Origin of the sequence: Psychrobacter sp. AOP7-A1-24 (genome assembly GCF_052376235.1) — a bacterium.
In the GTDB taxonomy this organism is placed as follows: Bacteria; Pseudomonadota; Gammaproteobacteria; order Pseudomonadales; family Moraxellaceae; genus Psychrobacter.
In genome coordinates, this window is record NZ_JBQSVM010000001.1 from 217,646 (window position 1) to 241,971 (window position 24,326).

Below are 24,326 nucleotides of genomic sequence, written 5' to 3' on the forward strand. Positions count from 1 at the left end.
TTGCTCTTCAATAAACAGTCACTTAGAAACAATCAATTAGAAATACTAAATTAGAAACAGTCACTTAGCTAGTTCAGCAATACGTTACAACAGCTATCTTAAACATATTACATTCTACGTGCTGCCAATACGCTATTTTCTATCTCAGTTTTTTTAGCTTTATTGTGCTGGGCAGCAAAGACTCTGACCAAGATGCCAGCGGTCAAGAACATAATGAGCGTATAGATAGCAGGGGTCATCGACATTTTATAGTTAGCTAACAACGTGAGGGCCATAAACATAGAAAGCGTACTGTTTTGTAAGCCGACTTCCATAGTAATCGAGCGTCTTTGCGCAGGGTCTAAACCAAACCATTTACTGGTGTAATAACCAAGCGCCATCGTTGACACATTTAATATCAATGATACAGGGCCTGTTGCTATTAAGGCTTCTACAAGAATATCTCGTTGTACATAGCTTAAGAATAGCACCAAGAAACTCAAAAATATTATACCAAAACGAGAAACCAGAACCTGTCCCTTATCTGCAGCGTTAGGGGCATAGCGTTTGATCAGCATACCAATACTGACAGGTAAGATAGTCAAGGCAATTAAGCTGATCATGGTCTTAGCCACTGGCAACTGAAACTCACTACCAGCGCCCATAAAGTAGACAAGCGAAAAGCTCAGGACAATAGGAATGGTAAATACGGTAATGACGCTTGCTATGGCTGTCATAGTGACCGAAAGTGCGACATCACCTTTGGCTAGATAGGTAAACAGGTTAGATGTTGTGCCTCCAGGACACAGTACCAATAGCATGACACCAACGGCATACTCAGGCTCTAGTGCCATGAATGTTGCTAAGGCAAAGCCAACTAACGGTAGGAATATCAGCTGGTTCGTTAACCCAATTGCAACTGCTTTTGGGTATTTGACGACTCGTTTAAAGTCATTGGTGACGAGGGACAGTCCCATGCCCATCATAATTAAAAAAATACTAATGGGAATGACTTTTGCATTTACAAACGTGACTAACTCAACACCTTCCATAACTACATCCTTGTAGATAGAGCCCACACGGGCAGGTTTATGACAACTTCGTCATGCTCAATCAGCTAATCCTGCTGATATCTTGGGTAAAAGCCACCGACGTTGTCAGCTCTTTATATGATACTTTTCATACAATATTGTTTTTCAAGACTATATTTTTGACGTTATTCGTCTACGTGCGCCGAAATAATGACGGAACAGTAAAATTCAGTATATCGTTGTAAAACTGTATGTATTTGATTTTTCTGACTACTCGTCAGTCAACTATAGGTTTTTACACTTGAAAATAAAGTAGAAATGATTTAGGCGGGGATTTTGTGATCTACAGCAGATGTATGTTTAATATGGTCAATACTAATCACTGCCGTACCGTAGGCGATGGCCTCGACCATACTGCCTAATTGGTTGACATTGGTTACCTCAAGACGTAAACCGTAGATATGCGTGTAGCCTTTGGCTTTTGCCTCAGTCCGCATACGAACGATGGCTTCGCGGCGTGCACGATCTAGCAAAGTCTCATAGGTGGTTAAGTTTTTACCGAAGACGCTTAATACGCGAGCAATGATCATTTTGAAATAATCTTGAGCGATGACGACACTACCCAGTACCAGTTCGCCTTCACTACCCGACGCTAATGTTGGACGGTATAAGCGTTCACTTGAAACCGTTATATCGCCCAATGCTTGCTCTGCTACTGTTAGCTGTGCCAGATGCCGACGCTCATGGCGCGACCCAAAAAACCAGCCAGCCGCGAATAAGAAGACAAACGGCCCATAATTGATGAGCACTTGCGTAAGTGAATCATTCATAACACGTTTCTCATCATAAAAAGCATCGGAGCTTTTAGCATTATAGTTTTTCGTATTGTAGGATTAACCAAAAGGATTGAAACGCGGTAAGTCATCAGGTGCGGCTTGGGTCTGAGTATTCGTATTTTGAGTAGCATGACTATCAATACTGTCTGACGGGCTTTGATACTGCTGCTGTGATATTGGCGCGACCTTGACCGCTGTACCATAGACAAACAACTCTGACGCGCCTTGCGCAATGCTAGAAGTCGAAAAACGCAAACCAACAATTGCATCAGCACCTAGCGCCTCTGCTTTGATAATCATGCGATCTATTGCTTCTTGGCGCGACTCTTCCAATAACTCAGTATAAGCCGTCAGCTCGCCGCCAACGATATTCTTTAACCCTGCAAACAAATCCTTACCCACATGCTTTGAGCGTACAGTACTACCGTACACAACATCTAGACGTTCGGTGATTTGATAATTGGGTAAATGCTCAAGGTTAGAGAGTTGCACAGTCATAGGATGACCTTATCGGTGGCTTGTAAAATACATGGTAAAACTAAACGGTGTGATATCGCATAAATATAAACAGCACTGCTAGCAGCACTGTTTTTTAGCATCATTAATCATTGGTATGAAATAATAAGAACAATTCAGTCAAATTGCCTTCGATACTATTGGCCATTTGTACCATTTTGTCTTCGTCTTTACGCATCTCAGACAGCTCTGGATCTTCGTCATCGATACCGCTAAGCACGATCATTGGCAAGGTCAATACCGCGACATCTTCTGCCGTTTCTTCATCTTCAAACCAATCACTTGCTTCATCGCCATACATCGCATCGACAAAACCAATTGACCAAGCAACGATGTCTGACTCATCCGAGAAATCAACCGCTACCTCTTCATCACCAGCATCTTCACCAAATGGCAGCTCAATAGGCGTCTCGTTCTTTAGCTCAGCCATGATCGAATCACGCCAGCGTTTAATACCGTCAATCACATTTTCTGGAATCTCACTCACATGACCTTCAAACAGGGCATCCATCCAGTTTGGTAATGGACGACCGATAACCGTCGCTGTCAAAAAACCATGCGCGGCGACACTATCTAGCACGAACTGGCTTTCTTGATTGTCCAAATAGTCTAGTAATTCATCAAAACTTAGTTTGTTACTCATAATTTGGTTTTCCTTAGCAGATAGATGTCGTCAATCGCAGTACGCGATCGGTTAAATAAAAGAGAGCAAGTATTTAGATACTTAGCTAAAGACTAAAGGCGGCTTAATTCACTAAAATTCAAGCGACCTCTATCAAGTAAGTATTATCGAGATAAACTGGTTGCGAGCAATCGTAACAAAGCACCAAACAAAAAAAGCCATTAGTTTGACTGGTTAAATGGCTTTTAGTTACTAAAGTAGTTACTAAAGCACTTTAGTCCACTTAAACGACTGATACCGATAAATTAAAAATCGTCATCATCCCAATCATCGCCGTCTTCGTCAAAGTTATCTATATCGTCTAAATCGTCTTTCAACTCTTTAGCCAAACGCTTTTCTTCTAGCAAATTATCAATTAACCGACGCTTCTCAAGACTACTTAAACGTGTACGTACGCTTGTCTCAGCTTCTTCAACCATCTTTGCATCATCATCATCGACAAACTCATCATCAAAATCGTCATCAATATCAGCGTCACTCATGACAAACTCCTATCATTTTTAGGCAAGGGTATTAGAATACATCAATATATATATGCCTTATAAAGTCTCAATTGAATGTTGTCAATCCTTTTTCGTAATATAGTACATTTCATGGCTACGATTAAGACAGTCTAGTAGACCGTATAATAGACAATTGTAGTATAAATGAATAAACACAGTCGGCATTAAACGTGCAGGTCGTCCTCATCTTCAATCATCAGGACTGCGTTACGAACATCAGCCAAACGCTGAATCAATGAGTCATTAGCACCATCAAATATCGCACACTCGCGCTCATAGACCGTGGTTGGACGCATAAGACTATGTACTTGTACATGATTACTGATTTGCTTGAGACCTGCATTTGGCAATAGTATTAATAGCTGCTCTTTTTTGCCGATACTCTGCAGCAGATGTGTCATTGGCTCTGACTGCGCCTCATCACTCACGCCCGCTTTTGCTGGTAAAGCAAAACGTGACAGCTCAATGTGCTTATCATGAATAATTTTGTTGAGCATTAAATATAGCTTGGCAAGCATCACACCTGCAAGCGCCACTTTTGCATGGCTATTATCAGCTTTTAGCACCACGCTTGCGCCATTGTCCTCAAAGTGCGCTTCATTCATCGCACTAACACCCAATAGCAATGGCTGCTTGAGTAACTCTGTCACAGCTTGATTAAGCAGCTGAGTGCAAAGTGCTAGATAAGGCAAACGCTGCGCAGGTGCCAAGCGCTCAAGCATATTGAACTCGTCATGGAATCCTACTTGAACTGTGACGCTATCAACAGATCGGCTAGCGGATAATTTAGACGTGTGACTGGCAGCTTTAGAAGCGGCACTATCGGTATCTGCTACTTCGCTTTCACCGCCTTCACTCGTTTCCGCTAGATTGTCAGTATCGCTACCTGCCTCTTGGTTTTGTTGGGTTCTGAGATACTGGTTCACTTCATTATGCACATTAAATTTGCGCGTATTAGTCACTTTGTCAGCTGCAGCATTTGCAGTATTATCGCTCGCTATTTGACTGTCCGCCAAATGAGATACTGATTGGCCCGTTGACTGGCGCTCGATCTCTCTATCATAGCCACGCTGATCAACTGGTCTATATTGGTCGCGATACAGCTCTTGGATATCTCGACTTAATGCATTGATCTGCTCTTTAGTCGGGCGAGCGAGGTAACCATAAATTAACCAAAGCAATAAGTGTAGCAGCATTGTACCAATGACAAACGGCCACTGCATGGTGATAATCTCACCTTTACTGACGTCTTTTAAGGTCAGTGCAACGCTACCGATGACTGCGTCGCCATTGGTGGCGATTTGGCGAATGGTATCACCTTGCTGCATCGGCGCATTACCTACTGGCACCAAGATCTCGTCATTGTTGTCTTTAATCAGTATCCGTGTGATGTCTTGCTCGCTGGTGTAGCGATTGGCAATAACGCTTAAACTCACACGATCTTTGTTTTCTAAAGACAACCTTGCTTCATCAATCAGCTGGGCGACCATCTGCTCGCCTTTCAACGCACGACTATTGCTCAGCTGCTGGTCAGTACTAATGACCAATAACAGCGTCTGCAAACAAAAACTAACCAGAAGAATAATGGCAAACAACCCTTGCCGCGGCGCTAAATACGTCATGATATGTTAAACTTTTTTGGGGAGAAGAAATTAAAAAACGAGGCTATTGCTCATTTTTGGCTAATTTTTGAACAATTATGATGTGCGCCAATGGTAGTGCGCACATAGTGATAAAGCAATACTGATTATTAGCGACTATTGACAATACTATTACATCTAAGACACGGTTAGACCTAAAGCATTACTGCACAAAACGGTCTTACACATTGGGATAGATTTCGATTGGTGACGTCATTATTACTAATACCATCAATATCGTTGCCATATTCTGCTAAGAGGTCATCAATAAACGGTCAGCTTATCTCATCTACTATATCACCATAATAAGCCTTATAGCGTGAGCACTTTATAAATTTATCATAATAACCTTATCGCATTTTCTATGACTTCTTACGCCATAAAATCTGTTTTTTAGCATCATTGTTACTTTGCACGTCATCTATAGGCGCTGCCCAGTAAAACTGTTATTATTCCTAATCTTATATGAGCATACAAGGGACAATTGAGCCATGCCAAAAAATACATCTTATTCGTTACCAAAAGACAGCAAAGCATGGCAACAAGCCGTCGACTCTATTGCAGTATTATTACCCGAAGATACCAATTTGCAAGACTTTGATGCGCTACAGTCGCTACCTGTTTTTGCGCTCACTGTAGTACTGCCTACTCAGGTATCTGCATTAGATATTCATCAGTACGTTCAGTCGTGGGTCGATGAGCAGCCAAGTTGGCATTTAGTGACCGTTGCTGAAGATACTGACGCTAGCTTTGTCAATATTACAGTGTCTGATACAGAGCCGACAGCAGCAGACGCACAGCGCCTACCCTTTACCCATACTCAGGTTTACCGCTATCTGCTAGTGCCAGTCACTGACACACTGATGCACCCTGGCAAAAAAACCGCAGCCGCTCACATCATTGATGATCAGCTGACCACTCGCCTGCGTCATGACTTAACTGAAGAATATAACAACACACGTAGTGCCGACAGCGCCGACAATCTAAATATCGTGGACTGTCATATTCTATCTGTCGGTCATATGCTACGGACGCATAAGCTTGCCTGCTTTGATATGGACTCGACCTTGATCGAGCAAGAAGTCATCGTAGAGCTGGCAAAAACTGCTGGGATTGGTGAGGAAGTCGAAGCCATCACTGAATCGGCGATGCGCGGTGAGATTGACTTTGATGAATCATTTGCTCAGCGTGTGGCTTTATTGAAAGGTATCTCTACCGAGGTGCTTGATGATATCTGTAGTCGCCTAACGTTATCGACTGGTGCGCGTACGACGATCAGTGCGCTAAAAGCACTAGGCTATCATACGGTACTTGTGTCAGGCGGCTTTACTTATTTTGCCCGTTATATCGCTGAGCAGCTAGGTATCGATGAAGTCCACGCCAATGCTCTAGATATCGAAGATGGTGAAGTTACTGGTCATGTCCAATTGCCTATTGTCAATGGTGCCAAAAAAGCGGCTATCGTTGAGCATACTGCTGAGCGCTTAGGTATTGAGATGTCACAAGTAGTCTGTATCGGTGACGGTGCTAATGACTTACCGATGATGGCACTGGCCGATTTGGGAGTAGCCTATCACGCCAAACCAATCGTTCAAGCACGTGCTGATGCCGCTATCAATGTGACAGGGCTTGAAGGTACTTTATACGCTCTTGGCTATCCAGCACTGGCGCCTACTGAGTAAGTACTAAACGCTTTATGTTATTTAATAAGCTAGGTTAATGTTTCATCATTAATCTGGCTTTTATGTTTTAGTTCTTCACGATTACTAATAAGATTTTCTGTTTATACTTATTTTTAGCTAACGTCTGTTTTTAGCTATCGCTCACTCTTAAATAACGCTTATTTTTAAATGATAAAGGAATGCTCATGACGGCATCACAATCTCCACGGCCAACTCAGCCGTCAGCAGCGCAGCCATTAGATACCAGCACCGCTCCTATACGCAACGATAGCCCAAAACAACTTTTTGGGGTTTATATCAAAGGTATGGCCATGGGTGCAGCGGATATCGTACCTGGCGTCTCTGGTGGCACCATTGCTCTGATTGCAGGGATTTACGAGCGTTTGATCAATGCGCTTGGTAGTATCGGCCCCAATCTTTGGGCAATATTTCGTCAAGAAGGTGGTATCAAAGGATTTGCTGCGGTTTGGCGACAAGTGGACGCGACATTTCTATTATGTTTGCTACTGGGTATTGCCACTAGCTTTGCGACCTTAGCCGGTATCATTAAGCATTTATTGGACGATCAGCCACTGCTTATTTGGTCATTCTTTTTTGGGCTGGTCGTTGCTACAGTCTTTATATTACTCAGTGAGATTAAACGCTGGAATATAGGACGTATCGCCCTGTTCGCGACTGGGCTTATTGTCGCCGTATTCATTAGTAGTATGCCGTTACTGACGACTACGCCTAGCTTACCGTATCTATTTTTTGCAGGGGCAATTGCCATTTGTGCCATGATTTTACCGGGCATATCAGGGTCGTTTATCTTACTCTTGCTAGGTGCATATGATGCAGTGCTAGAGGCGGTCGATACGATGAATCTAAGCGCTATTTTCGCAGTCATTGCTGGTATGGCAACTGGATTATTGTTGTTCACGCGCGCACTTAAGTGGCTACTATCACACTACTATCAGGCCACTTTGGCATTACTCACAGGCTTTATCGCAGGCTCTCTAATGAAAGTATGGCCATGGAAAGTAGATGCTTTAGGCTCGCTAAATACTGCAGCCGTCCATAATGTCATGCCATGGCAATACCCTACTGGTGCACAGTGGCCAACCACAATAGGGCTTATGCTACTTGGTGCTACTCTAGTTTCGCTACTATCGTGGTGGGGCAGCCGTACCAATCGAGTCTAAGCATCCGTCAAATTATCTATCGTATCTTCTAGCTAGCAGACGCTTCTCAGACTGGCAAGCTTATTTCTATATTTTTTAAAATGAGCGCCTGTCCTCACGGCGCTTGCCCTAAAACTTAGCCATCAAATATCGCAAAAACAAGCCAAAAAACCAAACGTCAACGGTTGTCGCAAAGTCACCTCCACCCTCTTCAGCTTTACTCAATAACCTCTCATAATAGTCTCATTGAAATTCACCTTATGAATAGCGAGATGAATGATGTTAGTGACTATATTTTCTTTTATCGGTGTAGAGGCATGGAGCAGCTCGGCATGGCTTGGTTATGGACTGCTAGCAAGTTTAGTAGCAGTGTTTGCCTTGTCGTCATATCGTTGGCTGTTGCTATATCTGTTTGGCGGTATGGCCTACTGGTTCGCCGTTGAATTGATTCAAAACATATTGGCAGGTCGTCCTATATTGATGGAGCTATCATCATGGCATCGCTATATCATCGCTATGGGCATCAGTTGGTTGCCGTTGGCAGTTTGGGTACTATATAGGGCATTGCGCTATGATGATGTGAGCCAAACAGTGAGTCAGCAACGCGAGCTAGAAGCCGCACGCTATATCGAGCATACTCCTGTCTACGATGATAACTATCAGCCACGTTTCCGTTAAGACTGTCTCATTTATACCTCTGCTTGTCTATATCAATACCTTACTTACGTCAGTGACATCGAATGTTACAAGATACTTAACGCTCTCTACTTAACTCCTAAAGAGCTGACGCCCTGTCATAGTTTATAATCCAGTTATATATTTGTCATAGAAACTGGTATAAAGTACGCTTTATTTTTATGCCTCATTTTTTTAGGAGTTCTGCTATGTTTACTGTTCCTGTATTAGATATCAAATCTGATCCATTAGATGCTTTATTAGCTGTAGTCGGCTATCGTTTGTCTATGCTAGCTGATAGTGATAACGAAGATGTCAAAGCGTTATTTGCTGACCGTCAAGTTACGATTGAGTTTGCTAGTACTGAGTCTGATATCGCCCGTTCTTTTAGCTTTGACAATGGACAGTTCAGTCAACAAAGCGGTCATGCAAAAGAAGCCGATTTGACCATTACTTTCAAAGATTCTATGACTGGCGTTAGACTGCTAACCAAAGGTAGCTTACCTGCCTTTATGACTGCCGTACAAGAAGGCAACTTGAGCATCGAAGGCGACTATAGCCTAATGATGTGGTTCAACAAACTTGCCAAGCATATCGTTCCAGCTATCCCAGAAGAGTGCAAACCATATATCCAAAAAGCCAAACCTTACGCTTATAAAGCACAGAAATTTGCTGAGCATTGGGTTGGTATTGCTAAGCATAAACTTGGTAAATAAAAAGAATGGTGCACTGAGCGGTAGTCATTGGTAGAATGAATGATATAGAACTAGATAGCCAAACGTATAGTTACTATTTATGTGCGCTACTGTGACAATTATACATACTGTCTAGCAGTGTTCTGATTTTCTAAAAAGGTTGCGGTATACTATACGGCAACCTTTTTTGTTACCTTATAAATGACAATAGATAAAAATATTGGTTTTATTTAATACCCTCCAATTCTTATAAAAGGACTTACCTTATGGCAGGATTGCTTAGCATCTCCGAACCTGACGCCACTCAGCCAGATACGGCCAACAATGACTTTTTGGCCAACCTAGCAACAGACACAGCTCAAACTGATAGTAAAGCTCCCTCCACGTACAGCCGTGACGAGATTGCGCAGCTGTTTGATTTACCTTTAATGGACTTGTTATTACAAGCACAGACCATTCATAGAAAGTACTTCACTGCCAATGAAGTACAAATCAGCACGCTACTTTCTATCAAAACAGGCAACTGCCCTGAAGATTGTGGCTACTGCTCACAGTCCGGCCACCACCGTGATACCACTAAACTACAAGCAGAAAAACGCATAGAAGTTGACAAAGTCATCGCTGCGGCAAAACGTGCTAAAAGCAGCGGCTCGTCACGCTTTTGTATGGGTGCTGCGTGGAAACACCCAAGTGCCAAAGATATGCCCTATGTGGTTGAGCTGATCAAAGAAGTAAAAGCTTTAGGACTTGAAACGTGCATGACGCTGGGTATGCTCGATACCAATCAAGCAACTCAACTGGCTGATGCAGGACTAGACTACTACAACCATAACCTAGATACTTCGCGCAGCTACTATGAGCAAGTCGTTAGCACACGTAGCTATGATGAGCGCTTAGACACGATAGAAAACGTGCGTAACTCTGGTATCAATGTCTGTAGTGGCAATATCGTCGGTATGGGTGAGAGCCGTGATGACCGCATCGACTGGGTACTTGAGCTGCTAAAAATGCCAAAAGCGCCTGAATCGATTCCCGTTAACTTGCTGGTACCTATTGCAGGCACACCAATCGGTGACAAAGTATTGGCTGAAGGTCAACTGTCTGTACTTGAGTGGATTCGCACTATTGCGGTCGCCCGTATTTGCTGCCCGACTAGCTACGTGCGTCTATCTGCTGGCCGCGAAAGCCTATCAGATTCTGAGCAAGCATTGGCATTTATGGCAGGTGCCAACTCATTCTTTTATGGTGACAAGCTTCTTACTACTGGTAACTCAAGCCAATCAGGCGACGACAGATTGATGCGTGAGCTTGGCCTCACCAAGCAGTTTGCCGCACCAAGAGCGCCTAAAGTATTGCCTGTAATGGATGCAATGAATGGTCATCAAACACAAGTAGTATTGGCAGATTAAGCCAAAACCAAGCTAAAAAATATAAGCTAAGCAAGAGAGACTATGATGGCAGATTATTTTAACTGGATTAAAGCGGCACACATCATCTCGATGGTCTGCTGGTTTGCGGCGATATTTTATTTGCCGCGCCTGTTTGTCTATCATGCGATGAGCGATGATACTATCAGCCAAGAGCGCTTTGGCATTATGGAGCGTAAACTCTATCGCGGCATCATGACACCATCGATGATAGCAACATGGATCTTTGGTCTATGGATGCTAGGATTGGGCTGGGATGTGTACAAAACCCAAGGCTGGCTACATGTTAAATTGCTCTTAGTCGTGCTGTTGTCAGGCTATCATGGCGCTTGCGGCTTATATCGTAAAAAACTGATTGATAACCCACACTATAAAACGCATAAGTTTTGGCGCTGGTTTAATGAAATACCAGTGTTTGCGTTGATATTTATCGTTATTTTAGTCGTGGTAAAACCGTTTTAGGTTCAGAAAAATCAATTAAACATGCAAAACAAAAGCGTCCGTCACTTTAACCAGTGATGGACGCTTTTTTATAGATTTAATATAGCTTGTAGATTAGATAAAATTAATACCGTTAGCTGTATATCTTGAACCTACCATTCAACTTTAACTGCTGCTAAATATTAAGTTCTGCACACTGAGTATCAGACGCTAGGTCGCATAATTTGATAAACATTACTTAAGTCATAAACGCGATAACGAGCTGGTTCGCGGCGGTTTTCACCAGCATAACTTAATATCAAAGCCTGCTTGGCACGCTCATCGACCCAACCAACAAACAGGCCGCTATGCTCGACGCCATTGTAGCCATGGTTGATATAATAGAGCCAATCGCCTGCTTCAATTTCGCTACTATTAGCATAAGGCCCTTGCGCATAAGTACCTTTGTGTATGGTATTACGCGATACCCCTGCCCGATTAAATACAGCATTTAAATAATCCCAGCAGCCACCCCGAATAATTGTGCGCTCGTTAAGTGCCATTTTACGTGCGGTACTGACCACCTCACGCGCCGCTGGACTACTTTGATTTTCTGCATTGCTAAGTAGCGGTAGATACTCACTATCGACATTGTCATAGTTACCTGATAAAAATGCTGGTAGTACCGTAGGCGCTTGACGTGTTACCTCAGGATAAACATGTGCTGTGCTTGTCACTGATTGTCCTGACTTCTGGGCGATAAGCATACTCATACTATCCGCATTGACTTGCCCCACCATGCCACAGGTAAACAATAAAAAGCCACATGACGTGGCGACTGACGGTATATACAAACGCGACATGACTAACTCCTTGTCAACTAGATCTCAATGACAGTCTCAATAATAAGAAAGATGAACTTTATAACCCTACTTATAAACTATTTGTGCACAAATCCGCAAGCACTATTCGCCTGCGATAGGTGATAGACATTAGAAGTATACTAGTGAATGACTATATTGGAGAGACGCGCTAAGTAAGACTTGAAATGAGACTTGAACTAGAGGTTTAGGTAGGACAAAGATAATCTCTTTGCTTTGGTACAGTACAGGGTTTAGCGATGATGCTAGTTGCTCTTCATTTTGATATTTACGTGGCGTTTCGTTAGCGCTTGTCCTTCTAAAATAGCTTTTGTAGCTTTTGCCTCTTGAGCACTCTCAAAACCAATAATACGACATTTTCGGATATCACTGCTATCGACAATCTGTAATTGCTCATCAATCAGTGTTATTTTATCGCCGTCAGTCAAATGAATATGCTCACGCTTACCTAGATTGTCATGAACCAACTCACCAGCCCTTACCCACAATGTGCCGCTGCTAATCATACCACTCATGGCTTTCTTGTGTTGTTGGCGCTTTTTGTTGAAAATAAAGCTACCAATGATGAGCAGTGCAAGCGCACCGATGGCTAAACGCTCAGGCAATAAACTCATCGCCATGGCCACTGCGACCGCCCCTACCAATAATGCAGAACCGAACCAAAACATGCCATTATCAGCAGCATTTGATTGCCCTTGTAATGTGATTTTAGCGCCATCATCAGTCAGCTTTAGCATATGTTATTACCTATTACGTGATGTACGAATATCTTCTATTAAAAAACTGCCCATTAGCAGCTAACAGGCAGTTATTGAGACTAAAAACAAAGACAATGTGGTGTGTATAAGCGCTAGTCTACCAACCAAGCGCCGTCTGTTGCATTTCAATCAATTCAGCAATGCCTTTTTCAGCTAATGACAGCATAGCATCTGCTTGCGCACGAGTGAACGGCTTTTCTTCAGCAGTACCTTGCAGTTCAATATACTCGCCTTTTTGGGTCATTACGACATTCAGATCGGTATCGCAGCTAGAGTCTTCTTCATAATTCAGATCAAGATAGGCTTCGCCATCTTTCATACCAACAGAAACCGCGGCAACCAATCCGATTAGCGGATCTGTTTTGAGTTTTTTGGTCTTTTGAATACTCTCTAGCGCATCGATAAGCGCAATCGCAGCACCAGTAATACTAGCCGTGCGAGTACCACCATCCGCTTGCAACACATCGCAATCAAGGTAGATGGTATTTTCACCAAGTTTGCTCAGATCAATCATGGCACGTAGGCTACGACCAATCAAACGCTGAATCTCTTGCGTACGACCTGACTGCTTACCGCGAGCTGCTTCACGCTGATTACGAGTGTTGGTCGCGCGTGGCAACATGCCATACTCAGCTGTGATCCAACCTTTGCCTTTACCTTTTAGCCAGCGCGGCACACCAGACTCTACACTGGCAGTACATAGTACCTTGGTATCGCCAAAACTTACCAGTACTGACCCTTCAGCATGCTTCGTATAGTGGCGCTCAAAGCTGATTGAGCGAAGTTGGTCAAGCTCACGATTGTCAATACGCATAAAAATTCCTAGTACAATATTATAAAAGCAGTGTCACAAAAACACCCATCAGTCGTCGATAAACGCATTGATAGATATGTAGTTGACTAAAATCTTAAGATATCCTAACGTGACAGCGGCGCAATAGCAAGATTCGCACCTGCCATCACGCCACCGTTATCAATAGAATGTTAGATACAAACTATTCTAAACCTTCCATCTTACGCAATTCCTTACGTAGGATTTTGCCAACGTTCGACTTTGGTAATTCGTCAACAAACTGAATGCTACGTGGACGTTTATAGCCAGTCAATTGCTTTTTACCAAAAGCGAGTAACTCGTCCTCGGTCACTTCACCTTTCTTGACCAAAAACAGCTTTGGTTCTTCGCCGCGATCATCGTTCGGTACACCAATAGCACCACATTCTACGACTGCTGGATGCTCGCTCATCGCTTCTTCGATTTCGTTTGGATAGACATTAAAGCCAGATACTAAAATCATGTCTTTTTTGCGGTCGACAATTTTGATAAAACCTTTTTCATCCATGATACCGATATCGCCAGTTTTTAAGTAGCCACTAGCCGTAAAGGATTCAGCCGTTTCTTTCGGACGGTTCTGATAGCCAATCATAACCTGTGGGCCTTTTACGCAGATTTCACCACGGTCGCCCATGGCTACTATATTTTCGTCATCATCAATGAGTACGATATCAGTACTAGGCGCAGGAATACCGATTTTTCCGGTAAATTCCGCAATGGTCATTGGATTAAACGCCACTACAGGTGATGTCTCAGACAAGCCATAACCTTCAACGATAGGCAGGCCAGTGATTTTATGCCACTCTTTCGCTACGCTAGGCAATACTGACATACCGCCGCCGATAGAAGCTTTTAGATTAGAAAAGTCCAAATCAGCAAAGTTATCTTTGTGTACTAAGCCATTAAACAAGGTATTCACAGCAGGGATAAACGCTGGCTTATACTTGGCCATCTCTTTGATAAGCCCATCAAGGTCACGTGGATTAGGAATGAGGAGCGAAGCATAGCCTTGGTACATGCTGCACATACCGCAGACCATAAATGAGAATACGTGATATAGCGGCAGTGCGGTCAAAATCACATCTCTACCATCTATATCATCATCAAATGCACTATTCATCAGCGCACTGACCTGTAGCATATTGGCGACTAGATTGCCGTGAGACAGCATCGCGCCTTTCGCTACTCCTGTCGTACCACCAGTATATTGCAGCAAAGCCACATCGCTCAAGTTCAATTCAGGTCGCTGGTACTTACTGGCTGACTCAGCATTCAAAGCATGCTTGAAGCTCACGCTATTCGGTATGCTATAAGCAGGAATCATTTTTTTGATATGACGAGCTACGAGGTTAACCACTGCTCCTTTAATCGTACCTAGCATATCACCAATGGTACATACCACTACATGCTCTACCTGACCTTTGTCTTCCGCATCTTGATACGTCTTGGCAAAATTTTCTACGATAAATAGCGCTTTAGCACCACTGTCGTGCAACTGGTGCGATAGCTCACGGCTGGTATATAGAGGGTTTACATTGACCAACACCATCCCTGCACGAATGATACCCAAAGCGACAACTGGATACTGTAAGACGTTGGGCATCATTACCCCAACTTTATCACCTTCGACCAGTCCTAGCGACTGCAAATAGCTAGCAATCTGTCGGCTATATAGGTCTAATTGCTTAAACGTAATCGATGAACCCATGCAGATATAGGCAGGTTTTTGGCCATAACGACTAAAATTACGCTCAAACACATCGAGTAAAGAAGTATTGTCTTCTGGCATCTCGATAGTCGCATCGATACTATAACGCTCATAAGCATTCAGCCATGGACTGTCACCGTCGATGGTCGGCATAGTAGGAAATGCATTGCTTTGATAAGTATCATTAGCAGTATCGTATTTATCATTAGTTGCAGCGCTATTATCTGTCGTATTTTTATTAATATTATCCGTCATAATTTTTCCTAAATGTTACTGTTAAAAACATTGAATATGCTAATGGAAACACCATTTTTATGATTATCGCTGACAGCAGAAGCTTATGAATAAAAAATAGATAAGTGTGATCGGGTTTATCATTCATAAGCTTTGCAAATTAAAAGGCAGTACTGAGTCTATGATAAATAATACTACCACTCAGAACGACCAAGTCGAAAACGATATGCACTACTATGATTTTGTTGGTTACCTTGAGCAAAATCAGTATTATTTTTTAGCTAAAAACAAAAATATATCGATGGGCACTATAGCAGTTTTAATAGATATTCTCTATTAATAGTACGGTCACTCACAAATGTCAAAAGCGATAAACACAAAAAAATGATAAGACAGCATGGTTGCAGCCTTATCATTTTTAGTTATTACAATATCTAGTCGTGCAGCATTTTCACAGGTATATTTTATTAATACACGTACCTATCAAATACATCTCTAAATGCATGTATTAGCAAATTAACCGTGGTTCTTTTCTTCCAGTACACGTAGATCTTTACGCAAAATCTTACCAACGTTCGATTTTGGTAGCTCATCAATAAACTCAACACGGCGCGGACGCTTATAACCTGTTAAGTTTTCTTTGCCGTACTCAAGAACTTCTTCAGTGGTCAGGCTCTCATCATTGCGTACGACATAAATTTTAGGAATCTCGCCGCTTTTCTCGTCGTCGATACCAATGACACCACACTCCAAAATCTTAGGATGGCCAGCCATGACTTCTTCGACTTCGTTCGGATAAACGTTGAAACCAGACACCAAAATCATATCTTTTTTGCGATCAACGATGGTCACATATCCGTTGTCAGCCATGATACCGATATCACCAGTACGGAAGAATCCATCTGCTGTCATAACCTCAGCGGTCGCATCTTCACGGTTCCAGTAGCCTTTCATGACCTGTGGGCCACGAACACTAATCTCACCGCGCTCACCAAGTGCTACTTCATTACCAGAATCATCTAAAATAGCGACATCCGTTGCTGGCATCGGTACACCAATGGTGCCCGTGAATGTTTTACTATTGCTAGGATTAGAAGTCGCTACTGGTGCTGTTTCAGACAGGCCGTAACCTTGAATGATAATATTACCAGTTACTTGACGCCATTTTTCTGCGGTTGGGCTCAGTACTGCCATGCCGCCACCCATCGATTGACGCAGCTTGCTATGATCCATTGCTATGAATTCTTCGTTATTGGCAAGCGCATTGAACAATGTATTGACCGCTGGGAAGAACGCTGGTGGGTTGGCTTTGTATGCTTTTAACAAGCTATCAAGGTCACGTGGATTTGGTACCAATAGCACCACACAACCGCGATACAGACCGAACATACCACACACAGTGAATGAGAAAATATGATACATCGGCAATGCCGTCATAATCACAGGCTGCTCACCTCTTTGATCGAAATCATCAAAAGCGGTGCCCAAAAAGGTATTAGACTGAATTAGATTTGCCACTAAGTTTTTGTGCGTTAGCATCGCACCTTTCGCCACACCTGTCGTACCACCGGTATATTGTAAGACCGCGATGTCATCAAGCGTGATATTGGTTGGACGCTTATATTTACTAGCCGTGACTTGCTTTAGTGCAGTTTTGAAGCTGATGCTATTAGAAATGCTATAGTCTGGCACCATTTTTTTAACATGGCGGACGACCGTATTAACCATAAAGCCTTTAAGCGTCCCCATCAAATCACCCATACCCGTAATCACGACCTTATCGACTACATTGCGACCGATGTCTTGGTAGGTTTTGGCAAAGTTTTCGACCATGATCAGCACTTTGGCGTCTGAATCAGTCAATTGATGCTCAAGCTCTCTGGTAGTGTACAAAGGATTGACGTTGACTAAGGTAAAGCCTGCACGTAGTACAGCGATGACAGAAATCGGCAACTGCAAAATGTTGGGCATCATGACCGCAACTTTATCGCCTTTGACCAATCCTAATGACTGTAGATAAGCGGCCATTTGACGGCTGTATAAATCTACTTCTTGGAAGCTTAACGATGAACCCATGCAGATATAAGCAGTTTTATCAGCATTTTCAGCGAAGCTTTTTTCGAAAATATCGATAAGTGACGTATTGTCCGCTGGCAACTCGATGTTGTACTCCAGACCAAGTTCTTCATACGTTTTTAACCAAACTTTATCGTCACGACGGGTTAAGTTTCCTTGATTTTCCATAATCTTTTCTCTCCTAGTAATAATACATTACCGTCAACCCACGCCAATCACAGTGTGATAAATATACAAAAAGTCAAAGTCTTACCTATCATCATGAAAAGCAAGGCTGCGACATATTTGTACAGTGCTGAGCGAACAATACAGCGGTAAATAACCCTTTGTTTATTAACATACACACTTTATAGATAGTACTCAATATAAAAGATTGCTACACCAGTTCGCAAATAGGCTTGACGCCCAACATCCTCATATATATCAACATATTATGTTAAAAATACCAGTTATACCACTAGGAAATATGACTCTTGACTTTTACTCCTTAATAACCACGCCAATATGATATTTGCTCACTATCGGCTATTTTTTAGCGCACTCGCCAGCTCAGTTAGCGTCACAAAGTTGCGACGAGTACCATCAGCATCGCTACTTGGTCTATCTGCGATACTACTTTTGGCAAGCTTGGTACTGTCACTATACTGCCAGTCATTGATGTAATCGCTTTGAGTCAAGCGTTGACCAAATCCTGCTACTGCCATCGCAAACTGGGTATCGATATTGGCTTTATCTAAAGCATAGCTAGCTTTATCAATCGGTTGGCTAACAAGTTTGGAGCTACCACCTGTCGGTGATTTATAACGAATTTTTAGGTAGCCAAGCTCGTTAGCGTTCTGGTTATTATTCAGACTAGTACTGGCATTGCTATCAGTATAACGGCGATCGCTATATAGACCTTTTTGACCCTTTGGTGTCACCTCAAATAAAGCAATAACCGCCTTACCTGCTCCGAGCTCACCTGCATCAACTTTGTCATTATTGAAATCCTCTTCAGCCAGTACACGGTTTTCATAACCGATCAAGCGCCACTCACTCACCACGTCAGGATTAAACTCAACTTGGACTTTTACATCTTTAGCAACGGTGTTAAATGTCGCGGCTAACTCCTCCCCAAAGACTTTTTTTGCTTCAGTGAGACTGTCAATATAGCTGTAATTACCATTGCCGTTGTCCGCCATCTGCTCCATCATGTGATCATTGAGATTGCCACGACCAAAGCCAACGGTAGACAAAGAAATATCGCGATCGCGATTGGCTTTGACTAAATCCAACATCTCATCGACATCACTAATACCGACATTAAAATCGCCGTCCGTTAGCATCATGATTCGATTGATACCGTTCTCTTTTAGTCCTTGCTCAGCTTGTCTGTAGGCCAATTTAAGAGCATCCTCCCCATTGGTTGAACCTGAAGCATTTAATCCCTCGATCGCAGCCAATATTTTTGCTTTTTGATCACCACTGGTCGCAGGCAGTGCCACACTAGTACTACCTGAGTAGGTCACAATACTGATGCTGTCTTGGGCGCGCAGTTGCTCTGTTAGCAGTTTAAGCGACGACTGGGCCAATGGTAGCTTATCGCGCGACGACATAGAGCCTGAAACATCTACTAAAAATACAAGATTGGCAGGTGGCATAGACTGCTTATCTGTTTTTTGTGACCAACTATTATCAACGGCTTTGATACCCACCTTGACTATTTTATTATCTTGATCAGCTTTATCCCAAGGTGAGTCTACTACTTCAGTTGATACAACAAATGGTGCTCTACCCATACGTTTGCCATCATCAAACTGATAGTTAAAATAATTAATCAACTCTTCTACACGTACGGCATCGATGGGTGGCAGTTGACCCTCATTTAGGTAGCGACGTACATTGGCGTAGCTGCCCGTATCAGTATCGATAGACAAAGTAGATACCGCCATATCCGTAGTTCGATGTACAGGGTTTGCTTCATTTTTTTGATAGTTGTCTTTTGCCTCCGGCGTGACGATGATACGCGGTGATGGGCGTACGATATTTGTCTGCACCGCAGAGCGCATCATCTGTTGGCTCGTGACTGCGCGCTTAACACTGGGTGATGCCATAATAGATTCTGACACCACTGCTGAATCTTGATTGACTGTGCTGTTTGTCTCGGCTGGTAGCGGCTTACTCATTTGTGAAGGGCTACAGGCTGTCAATCCTAGACTGGCTATAGCACTAATCAATAGTACATTTCTAGTGGCGTTTTCTCCTATGTGCCTGCTTTTATTTTTTAGCATCGTAGAGGTGGAAACGTAGGATAAAAGGTCAAACGACATAATAGAAATTCCTTATTGTAAGATAATTCGGTAACGACTTGTCCGTGTCAATAATCGTACTCTCAGTTGTTGTTGATGAAACACTAGGACATTTATTAACCATATAAAAAATAAATATTAGATTTACTATACTTAACTTAATATATAAAAGCTATGAACCACAACATGATAAAAAGTCTTTATAAGTCCTTATTTTAAGCACGTCATGACTTGTCGTCTATTATGACTTATGCCTTTTTAATTCTGCTAATTTCCTTTACGATAGCACTATCCTATTTTTGTGCTTGAACCCATTATCTATACCTATTAAAACTGATAAGTGAATCCTATTTTATGTCTGATGTTATTGATAATACGATTGCCCCAATCATTCCCAATGAACCGATGGATACTCGTTCAGTCGCAGAGTTCACTGAGCAAGCCTATCTCAACTACGCCATGTACGTCATCATGGATCGGGCGCTGCCTAATATCGCTGATGGTCTAAAACCTGTTCAACGCCGCATCGTCTATGCCATGAGCGAGTTGGGCTTGAAAGCTACTGCCAAGGCCAAAAAGTCCGCACGTACGGTCGGTGACGTGTTAGGTAAATATCATCCACACGGTGACAGTGCGTGTTATGAGGCAATGGTTCTGATGGCACAGCCGTTCAGCTATCGCTATCCGCTTATCACGGGTCAAGGCAACTGGGGTAGCCCAGATGACCCAAAATCATTTGCCGCGATGCGTTATACCGAAGCCAAAATGTCAGCTTACGCCAATACCTTGCTTGCAGAATTAGGTCAAGGTACGGTCGATTGGCAGGATAACTTTGATGGCACGATGCAAGAGCCAACCACCCTACCTGCCCGCCTGCCTAACATCTTATTAAACGGTACAACAGGTATCGCGGTCGGTATGGCAACCGATATTCCGCCGCACAATCTCAATGAAGTGGTACGTGCATCTATTCGCTTGCTCAAAAACCCAGAGCTATCGGTTAAACAGCTTACCCAGTCGATACCAGCGCCAGACTTGCCAACACCAGCGGAAATCATTACCAGCAAAAAAGACTTGCAGGCGATGTATGAAACAGGTCGTGGTAGCTATAAAATGCGTGCGACTTTTCATATTGACCCCAAAGAGAAAAATCTCGTCATTATCGATGCGCTGCCTTACCAAGTATCGGGCAACAAAATCCAAGAGCAAATTGCCAAGCTCATGACCGATAAAAAACTACCTTGGGTCACAGATATCCATGATGAGTCAGATCACGAAAACGCTTGCCGTATCGTGCTTGAGCTAAAATCAACACGGGTCGATGTCGATCGTGTCATGAGTCATCTGTTTGCTAGCACGGATCTAGAAAGCAACTACCGCGTCAATATGAACATGATTGGCTTAAACGGTAAACCGCAAGTTAAAAACCTCAAAGAAATATTAGAAGAATGGCTAGTGTGTCGCCGCTCAGTGGTTACCCGCCGCTTGGAGTACCGCCTAGATAAAATCGACAAACGCTTACATATTTTGGCAGGCTTACTGATTGCTTATCTAAATATTGATGAAGTCATTCGCATCATTCGTGAAGAGGACGACCCAAAAGTAACCTTGATGCAGGACTATGATCTGACTGATATTCAAGCCAATGCCATATTGGATATTCGTCTACGTCAGTTGGCAAAGTTGGAGGAGATCGAGCTACGTCGTGAGCAAGATGAGCTAGCCGCTGAACGCGCCATCATTCAAGAGTATTTGGACAATCCAGACAGCTTGACCAACTTGCTAATTGATGAGCTAACCGCCGATATGAAAGCACATGGTAATGAGCGTGTGTCATCATTGGCAGAACGCGAAGAAGCACAGGCACTAAAAGAGTCTGATCTTGTGCCGAGCGAGCCTGTCACTGCCATCTTATCAAAAGCGGGTTGGATTCGCGCTGCTAAAGGTCATGATGTCGATGCCGCTGGCATGAGCTATCGCTCAGGTGACAGCTATCAAGCGCATGTGCGCGGTAAGTCTAACGAGAGAATATACATACTCGATAGCACTGGACGCAGCTACAGTGTCGACGCGCATAACCTCGCCTCTGCGCGTGGTCAAGGCGATCCACTGACCAGTGTATTAAAACCACCAGCAGGTGCTAGCTTTGAGCAGCTACTAACAGGTGCTGACAATCAACGCATTATTTTGGCTAGCTCAGCCGGTTACGGTTTTATCAACACGCTTGGCAACCTAGACAGCAATCAAAAAGCGGGGAAAAATATCATTAACCTTGCAGCTGAGAGCCGCTTACTCCCTGTTGCCCGTATTGATGCGCCAGTGGAAACGCCTGCCAATGCTGGCGTCGAAAGCACTAATACAAAGGTAGCGCCTGATCATGTCGCCGTTGTGACCAATGCAGGGTATTTACTGATATTTGCCCTTGATGACTTGCCTGAGCAGGCTCGTGGTAAGGGTAATAAACTTATCAAGTTAAAAGACGGCGAAGAGGTCATGGCTATCACGCCACTCAGTCAACAAGACAGCCTAGTCATTACTGCTGGTAAACGTCATGTGACACTCAAGCCAAATGACTTAGCTAACTATACGGGTGTTCGCGGCAATCGTGGTGGTCAATTACCAAGGGGCTTTCAGAACGTGACGAGTGTTGAGGTTGCAATATAACTGCTGCTTCTCATTACAACCTACTCTCTGCAATAAAAAAGCCGCCTATACGTGTGTATAGACGGCTTTTTGGTGCATGCTGAAACAAGTAAGTTTCATATCAAGAAGCACTACTCTTCAAAATTACTGGACTCATCATATTCAAATATCGATTCCAAAAAACTTTCAATTTGAGTACTTTTCATGAGATAAGGATTGAAGTCAGAGCCTGCTGAGAAGCTTTTTAAGGCATACTCTTCATCTTCAACACTTGATGTTAGATGTTTGACTAAAAACCCACTCCATTGACGTGACTCTATTTCCTTTATATTAACCACATTAGGGAAAATGGTTGAATGCTCGTCAAGTATCTTTTCTAAGGCAGTATTGATAGCAGGCCTTGTCCCTTGAAAATTTTGAACGAAATACCCTTCACTAATAACTAAAGATGAAACGATATTGTTTTCTTCAAAATATCTCCGCCAATACTCAAGTGCACGAGTTAGCTCGACTCCCGAATCTAGGTCGACATTTTTGGCAATATATGTCATGTTGATAAGGATATGCTCTCCGTGTCTCTTTTTATTTTCCGAACTATCCCTTTCTGTGATATGCATAGTAAACCTTATTTTTCTGACCTGTTCCAAATTAAAATACACTTTAAGATAAAGTAGCATTAACAAAACACTTTACTTTTTGTTAATGCTTTTCGATGATACGGCACAAACATTCTAAGAAGACAGTGCATCGACACCTAACACAATAGAACTGTAATCTAAAAGTTAGCCAAACCAGTTAGACACCCTTATTCTAAGTGAATAAAACCCTACTTCGTATTTGTCTACAACCATATCTCTATCTTGAAACAGGTATTATCAAGACTTCTGTATCAGTTGGCTACTGCACGCTTCAAGACTTTACTCAATTACCACGCAAGCGCACTATATGAATAGATACTGTACAGCTTACTCCGATTAAAAAACCACCTATACACACGTATAGGTGGCTTTTTTACCTTTATCACCAAAATAAGTAAGTCTCATATTGAACGTTTAGAAATTGCTAGATTTATTGTCTTCAAAAATTGTCTTCAAAAAACATTCAATCTGAGTGCTTTTCATGAGATAAGGATTGAAGTCAGAACCTGCTGAAAAACTCTTTAGGGCATACTCTTCGTCTTCTACACTTGACGTTAAGTGTTTGATTAGATATCCACCCCATGTACACGCTTCTATTTCTTCTACCTTGACAATGTTAGGAATTATTTTAAAGTGCTCATTAACTATCTTAGCTAAAGCAGCGTTGACAGCAGGCCTTGGCCCTTGAATACTCTGAACAAAATACCCTTCGTTAATCACAAGCGCTGATACCAGACCACTTTCATCGAAGTATCTCCGCCAGTGCTCAAGCGCGCGGGTCAACTCCACCCCAGATTTTAATTCGATATTTTTACCAATATAAGTGAGGTTAATAAGAAGGTGCTCTCCATGTCTCTTTTTATTTTCCGAAGTATCTCTTTCCTTGATATACATAAGAAACCTTATTTTTTGTTCTGTTCTAAATTAAGATACACTTTAAGATAAAGTATAATCAACAAGTTTCTTTGCTTCTTAGTAATTTATCGACATTATGATGTAGAAAACTTAAGAAAATAGTGTAT

21 protein-coding genes are annotated in these 24,326 nt (G+C 42.7%); 7 read left to right on the top strand and 14 right to left on the bottom strand.

What is annotated here, in order from left to right; all coding sequences use genetic code 11:
• Positions 1-107: 107 nt before the first annotated feature.
• From ACT3QQ_RS00965 to ACT3QQ_RS00990, 6 genes are all read right to left on the bottom strand, one after another.
• Positions 108-1,031: a bile acid:sodium symporter family protein gene (locus ACT3QQ_RS00965; RefSeq protein ID WP_444526548.1), complete on the bottom strand. Its 924-nt coding sequence runs from the start codon at positions 1,029-1,031 to the stop codon at positions 108-110.
• Between the two features lie 302 nt (positions 1,032-1,333).
• Entirely contained in the window at positions 1,334-1,840 is a 507-nt protein-coding gene (locus ACT3QQ_RS00970) for a YbjQ family protein (protein ID WP_444526549.1), read from the bottom strand.
• A gap of 63 nt (positions 1,841-1,903) precedes the next feature.
• On the bottom strand, positions 1,904-2,344 hold the full coding sequence (locus tag ACT3QQ_RS00975; RefSeq protein ID WP_444520310.1) for a YbjQ family protein: 441 nt from the start codon (positions 2,342-2,344) through the stop codon (positions 1,904-1,906).
• Between the two features lie 103 nt (positions 2,345-2,447).
• Complete coding sequence (locus tag ACT3QQ_RS00980) at positions 2,448-3,005, bottom strand: YecA/YgfB family protein (protein WP_444520311.1); 558 nt, start codon at positions 3,003-3,005, stop codon at positions 2,448-2,450.
• 284 nt (positions 3,006-3,289) lie between these two features.
• The gene (locus ACT3QQ_RS00985; protein ID WP_444520312.1) at positions 3,290-3,526 is read right to left on the bottom strand and encodes a PA3496 family putative envelope integrity protein; all 237 of its coding nucleotides are present in this window, start codon (positions 3,524-3,526) and stop codon (positions 3,290-3,292) included.
• 185 nt (positions 3,527-3,711) lie between these two features.
• Positions 3,712-5,169, bottom strand: a complete 1,458-nt coding sequence (locus ACT3QQ_RS00990) for a hypothetical protein (RefSeq protein WP_444526550.1) — start codon at positions 5,167-5,169, stop codon at positions 3,712-3,714.
• Between the two features lie 509 nt (positions 5,170-5,678).
• Between ACT3QQ_RS00990 and serB the strand changes: the two genes are divergently transcribed.
• The 6 genes from serB to hemJ all read left to right on the top strand — a co-directional run bounded on the left by serB (position 5,679) and on the right by hemJ (position 11,288).
• Positions 5,679-6,869: a phosphoserine phosphatase SerB gene (gene serB, locus ACT3QQ_RS00995; protein WP_444526551.1), complete on the top strand. Its 1,191-nt coding sequence runs from the start codon at positions 5,679-5,681 to the stop codon at positions 6,867-6,869.
• A 185-nt stretch (positions 6,870-7,054) separates the two neighbouring features.
• Positions 7,055-8,050 carry a DUF368 domain-containing protein gene (locus ACT3QQ_RS01000; RefSeq protein WP_444526552.1) on the top strand — a complete coding sequence of 332 codons (996 nt, stop codon included), beginning with the start codon at positions 7,055-7,057 and terminating at the stop codon, positions 8,048-8,050.
• Between the two features lie 255 nt (positions 8,051-8,305).
• Positions 8,306-8,707, top strand: a complete 402-nt coding sequence (gene aciT, locus ACT3QQ_RS01005; protein WP_444526553.1) for an AciT family ciprofloxacin tolerance protein — start codon at positions 8,306-8,308, stop codon at positions 8,705-8,707.
• 206 nt (positions 8,708-8,913) lie between these two features.
• Positions 8,914-9,420 carry an SCP2 sterol-binding domain-containing protein gene (locus ACT3QQ_RS01010; RefSeq protein WP_102090478.1) on the top strand — a complete coding sequence of 169 codons (507 nt, stop codon included), beginning with the start codon at positions 8,914-8,916 and terminating at the stop codon, positions 9,418-9,420.
• Positions 9,421-9,665: 245 nt separating this feature from the next.
• Entirely contained in the window at positions 9,666-10,808 is a 1,143-nt protein-coding gene (gene bioB, locus ACT3QQ_RS01015; RefSeq protein WP_444526554.1) for a biotin synthase BioB, read from the top strand.
• Between the two features lie 45 nt (positions 10,809-10,853).
• Positions 10,854-11,288, top strand: coding sequence for a protoporphyrinogen oxidase HemJ (gene hemJ / locus ACT3QQ_RS01020; RefSeq protein WP_444526566.1), 435 nt, complete (start codon positions 10,854-10,856; stop codon positions 11,286-11,288).
• Positions 11,289-11,470: 182 nt separating this feature from the next.
• Here the strand turns inward: hemJ and ACT3QQ_RS01025 are convergent, their stop codons facing one another.
• The 6 genes from ACT3QQ_RS01025 to ACT3QQ_RS01050 all read right to left on the bottom strand — a co-directional run bounded on the left by ACT3QQ_RS01025 (position 11,471) and on the right by ACT3QQ_RS01050 (position 20,044).
• Positions 11,471-12,109: a hypothetical protein gene (locus ACT3QQ_RS01025; RefSeq protein ID WP_444526555.1), complete on the bottom strand. Its 639-nt coding sequence runs from the start codon at positions 12,107-12,109 to the stop codon at positions 11,471-11,473.
• A gap of 263 nt (positions 12,110-12,372) precedes the next feature.
• On the bottom strand, positions 12,373-12,864 hold the full coding sequence (locus tag ACT3QQ_RS01030) for a hypothetical protein (protein ID WP_444526556.1): 492 nt from the start codon (positions 12,862-12,864) through the stop codon (positions 12,373-12,375).
• A gap of 118 nt (positions 12,865-12,982) precedes the next feature.
• The gene (rph, locus tag ACT3QQ_RS01035) at positions 12,983-13,699 is read right to left on the bottom strand and encodes a ribonuclease PH (protein ID WP_444520321.1); all 717 of its coding nucleotides are present in this window, start codon (positions 13,697-13,699) and stop codon (positions 12,983-12,985) included.
• 181 nt (positions 13,700-13,880) lie between these two features.
• Complete coding sequence (locus ACT3QQ_RS01040) at positions 13,881-15,680, bottom strand: AMP-binding protein (protein WP_444526557.1); 1,800 nt, start codon at positions 15,678-15,680, stop codon at positions 13,881-13,883.
• Between the two features lie 495 nt (positions 15,681-16,175).
• Entirely contained in the window at positions 16,176-17,903 is a 1,728-nt protein-coding gene (locus tag ACT3QQ_RS01045) for an AMP-binding protein (protein WP_444523273.1), read from the bottom strand.
• Positions 17,904-18,253: 350 nt separating this feature from the next.
• Positions 18,254-20,044 (bottom strand): vWA domain-containing protein, encoded by a 1,791-nt coding sequence (locus ACT3QQ_RS01050; protein ID WP_444526558.1) that lies wholly within the window; start codon positions 20,042-20,044, stop codon positions 18,254-18,256.
• A gap of 333 nt (positions 20,045-20,377) precedes the next feature.
• Here ACT3QQ_RS01050 and parC point away from each other — a divergent pair, with 333 nt between their 5' ends.
• Positions 20,378-22,687: a DNA topoisomerase IV subunit A gene (gene parC / locus ACT3QQ_RS01055; RefSeq protein ID WP_444526559.1), complete on the top strand. Its 2,310-nt coding sequence runs from the start codon at positions 20,378-20,380 to the stop codon at positions 22,685-22,687.
• A 110-nt stretch (positions 22,688-22,797) separates the two neighbouring features.
• Here parC and ACT3QQ_RS01060 read toward each other — a convergent pair whose 3' ends face one another.
• Positions 22,798-23,283 (bottom strand): BLUF domain-containing protein, encoded by a 486-nt coding sequence (locus ACT3QQ_RS01060; RefSeq protein ID WP_444526560.1) that lies wholly within the window; start codon positions 23,281-23,283, stop codon positions 22,798-22,800.
• 435 nt (positions 23,284-23,718) lie between these two features.
• Entirely contained in the window at positions 23,719-24,198 is a 480-nt protein-coding gene (locus ACT3QQ_RS01065) for a BLUF domain-containing protein (RefSeq protein ID WP_444526561.1), read from the bottom strand.
• Positions 24,199-24,326: the final 128 nt, after the last annotated feature.

What these genes read in the sequence shown, in the direction of transcription:
- ACT3QQ_RS01030 (WP_444526556.1), bottom strand. Translation starts at nt 12,864, where the DNA reads ATGCTAAAGCTGACTGATGATGGCGCTAAAATCACATTACAAGGGCAA.
- bioB (WP_444526554.1), top strand. Translation starts at nt 9,666, where the DNA reads ATGGCAGGATTGCTTAGCATCTCCGAACCTGACGCCACTCAGCCAGAT.
- hemJ (WP_444526566.1), top strand. Translation starts at nt 10,854, where the DNA reads ATGGCAGATTATTTTAACTGGATTAAAGCGGCACACATCATCTCGATG.
- ACT3QQ_RS00965 (WP_444526548.1), bottom strand. Translation starts at nt 1,031, where the DNA reads ATGGAAGGTGTTGAGTTAGTCACGTTTGTAAATGCAAAAGTCATTCCC.
- ACT3QQ_RS00985 (WP_444520312.1), bottom strand. Translation starts at nt 3,526, where the DNA reads ATGAGTGACGCTGATATTGATGACGATTTTGATGATGAGTTTGTCGAT.
- ACT3QQ_RS01050 (WP_444526558.1), bottom strand. Translation starts at nt 20,044, where the DNA reads ATGTCGTTTGACCTTTTATCCTACGTTTCCACCTCTACGATGCTAAAA.
- ACT3QQ_RS01025 (WP_444526555.1), bottom strand. Translation starts at nt 12,109, where the DNA reads ATGTCGCGTTTGTATATACCGTCAGTCGCCACGTCATGTGGCTTTTTA.
- ACT3QQ_RS01040 (WP_444526557.1), bottom strand. Translation starts at nt 15,680, where the DNA reads ATGACGGATAATATTAATAAAAATACGACAGATAATAGCGCTGCAACT.
- parC (WP_444526559.1), top strand. Translation starts at nt 20,378, where the DNA reads ATGTCTGATGTTATTGATAATACGATTGCCCCAATCATTCCCAATGAA.
- ACT3QQ_RS00990 (WP_444526550.1), bottom strand. Translation starts at nt 5,169, where the DNA reads ATGACGTATTTAGCGCCGCGGCAAGGGTTGTTTGCCATTATTCTTCTG.
- aciT (WP_444526553.1), top strand. Translation starts at nt 8,306, where the DNA reads ATGATGTTAGTGACTATATTTTCTTTTATCGGTGTAGAGGCATGGAGC.
- ACT3QQ_RS01045 (WP_444523273.1), bottom strand. Translation starts at nt 17,903, where the DNA reads ATGGAAAATCAAGGAAACTTAACCCGTCGTGACGATAAAGTTTGGTTA.
- rph (WP_444520321.1), bottom strand. Translation starts at nt 13,699, where the DNA reads ATGCGTATTGACAATCGTGAGCTTGACCAACTTCGCTCAATCAGCTTT.
- ACT3QQ_RS01000 (WP_444526552.1), top strand. Translation starts at nt 7,055, where the DNA reads ATGACGGCATCACAATCTCCACGGCCAACTCAGCCGTCAGCAGCGCAG.
- ACT3QQ_RS01065 (WP_444526561.1), bottom strand. Translation starts at nt 24,198, where the DNA reads ATGTATATCAAGGAAAGAGATACTTCGGAAAATAAAAAGAGACATGGA.
- ACT3QQ_RS00980 (WP_444520311.1), bottom strand. Translation starts at nt 3,005, where the DNA reads ATGAGTAACAAACTAAGTTTTGATGAATTACTAGACTATTTGGACAAT.
- ACT3QQ_RS01010 (WP_102090478.1), top strand. Translation starts at nt 8,914, where the DNA reads ATGTTTACTGTTCCTGTATTAGATATCAAATCTGATCCATTAGATGCT.
- serB (WP_444526551.1), top strand. Translation starts at nt 5,679, where the DNA reads ATGCCAAAAAATACATCTTATTCGTTACCAAAAGACAGCAAAGCATGG.
- ACT3QQ_RS00975 (WP_444520310.1), bottom strand. Translation starts at nt 2,344, where the DNA reads ATGACTGTGCAACTCTCTAACCTTGAGCATTTACCCAATTATCAAATC.
- ACT3QQ_RS00970 (WP_444526549.1), bottom strand. Translation starts at nt 1,840, where the DNA reads ATGAATGATTCACTTACGCAAGTGCTCATCAATTATGGGCCGTTTGTC.
- ACT3QQ_RS01060 (WP_444526560.1), bottom strand. Translation starts at nt 23,283, where the DNA reads ATGCATATCACAGAAAGGGATAGTTCGGAAAATAAAAAGAGACACGGA.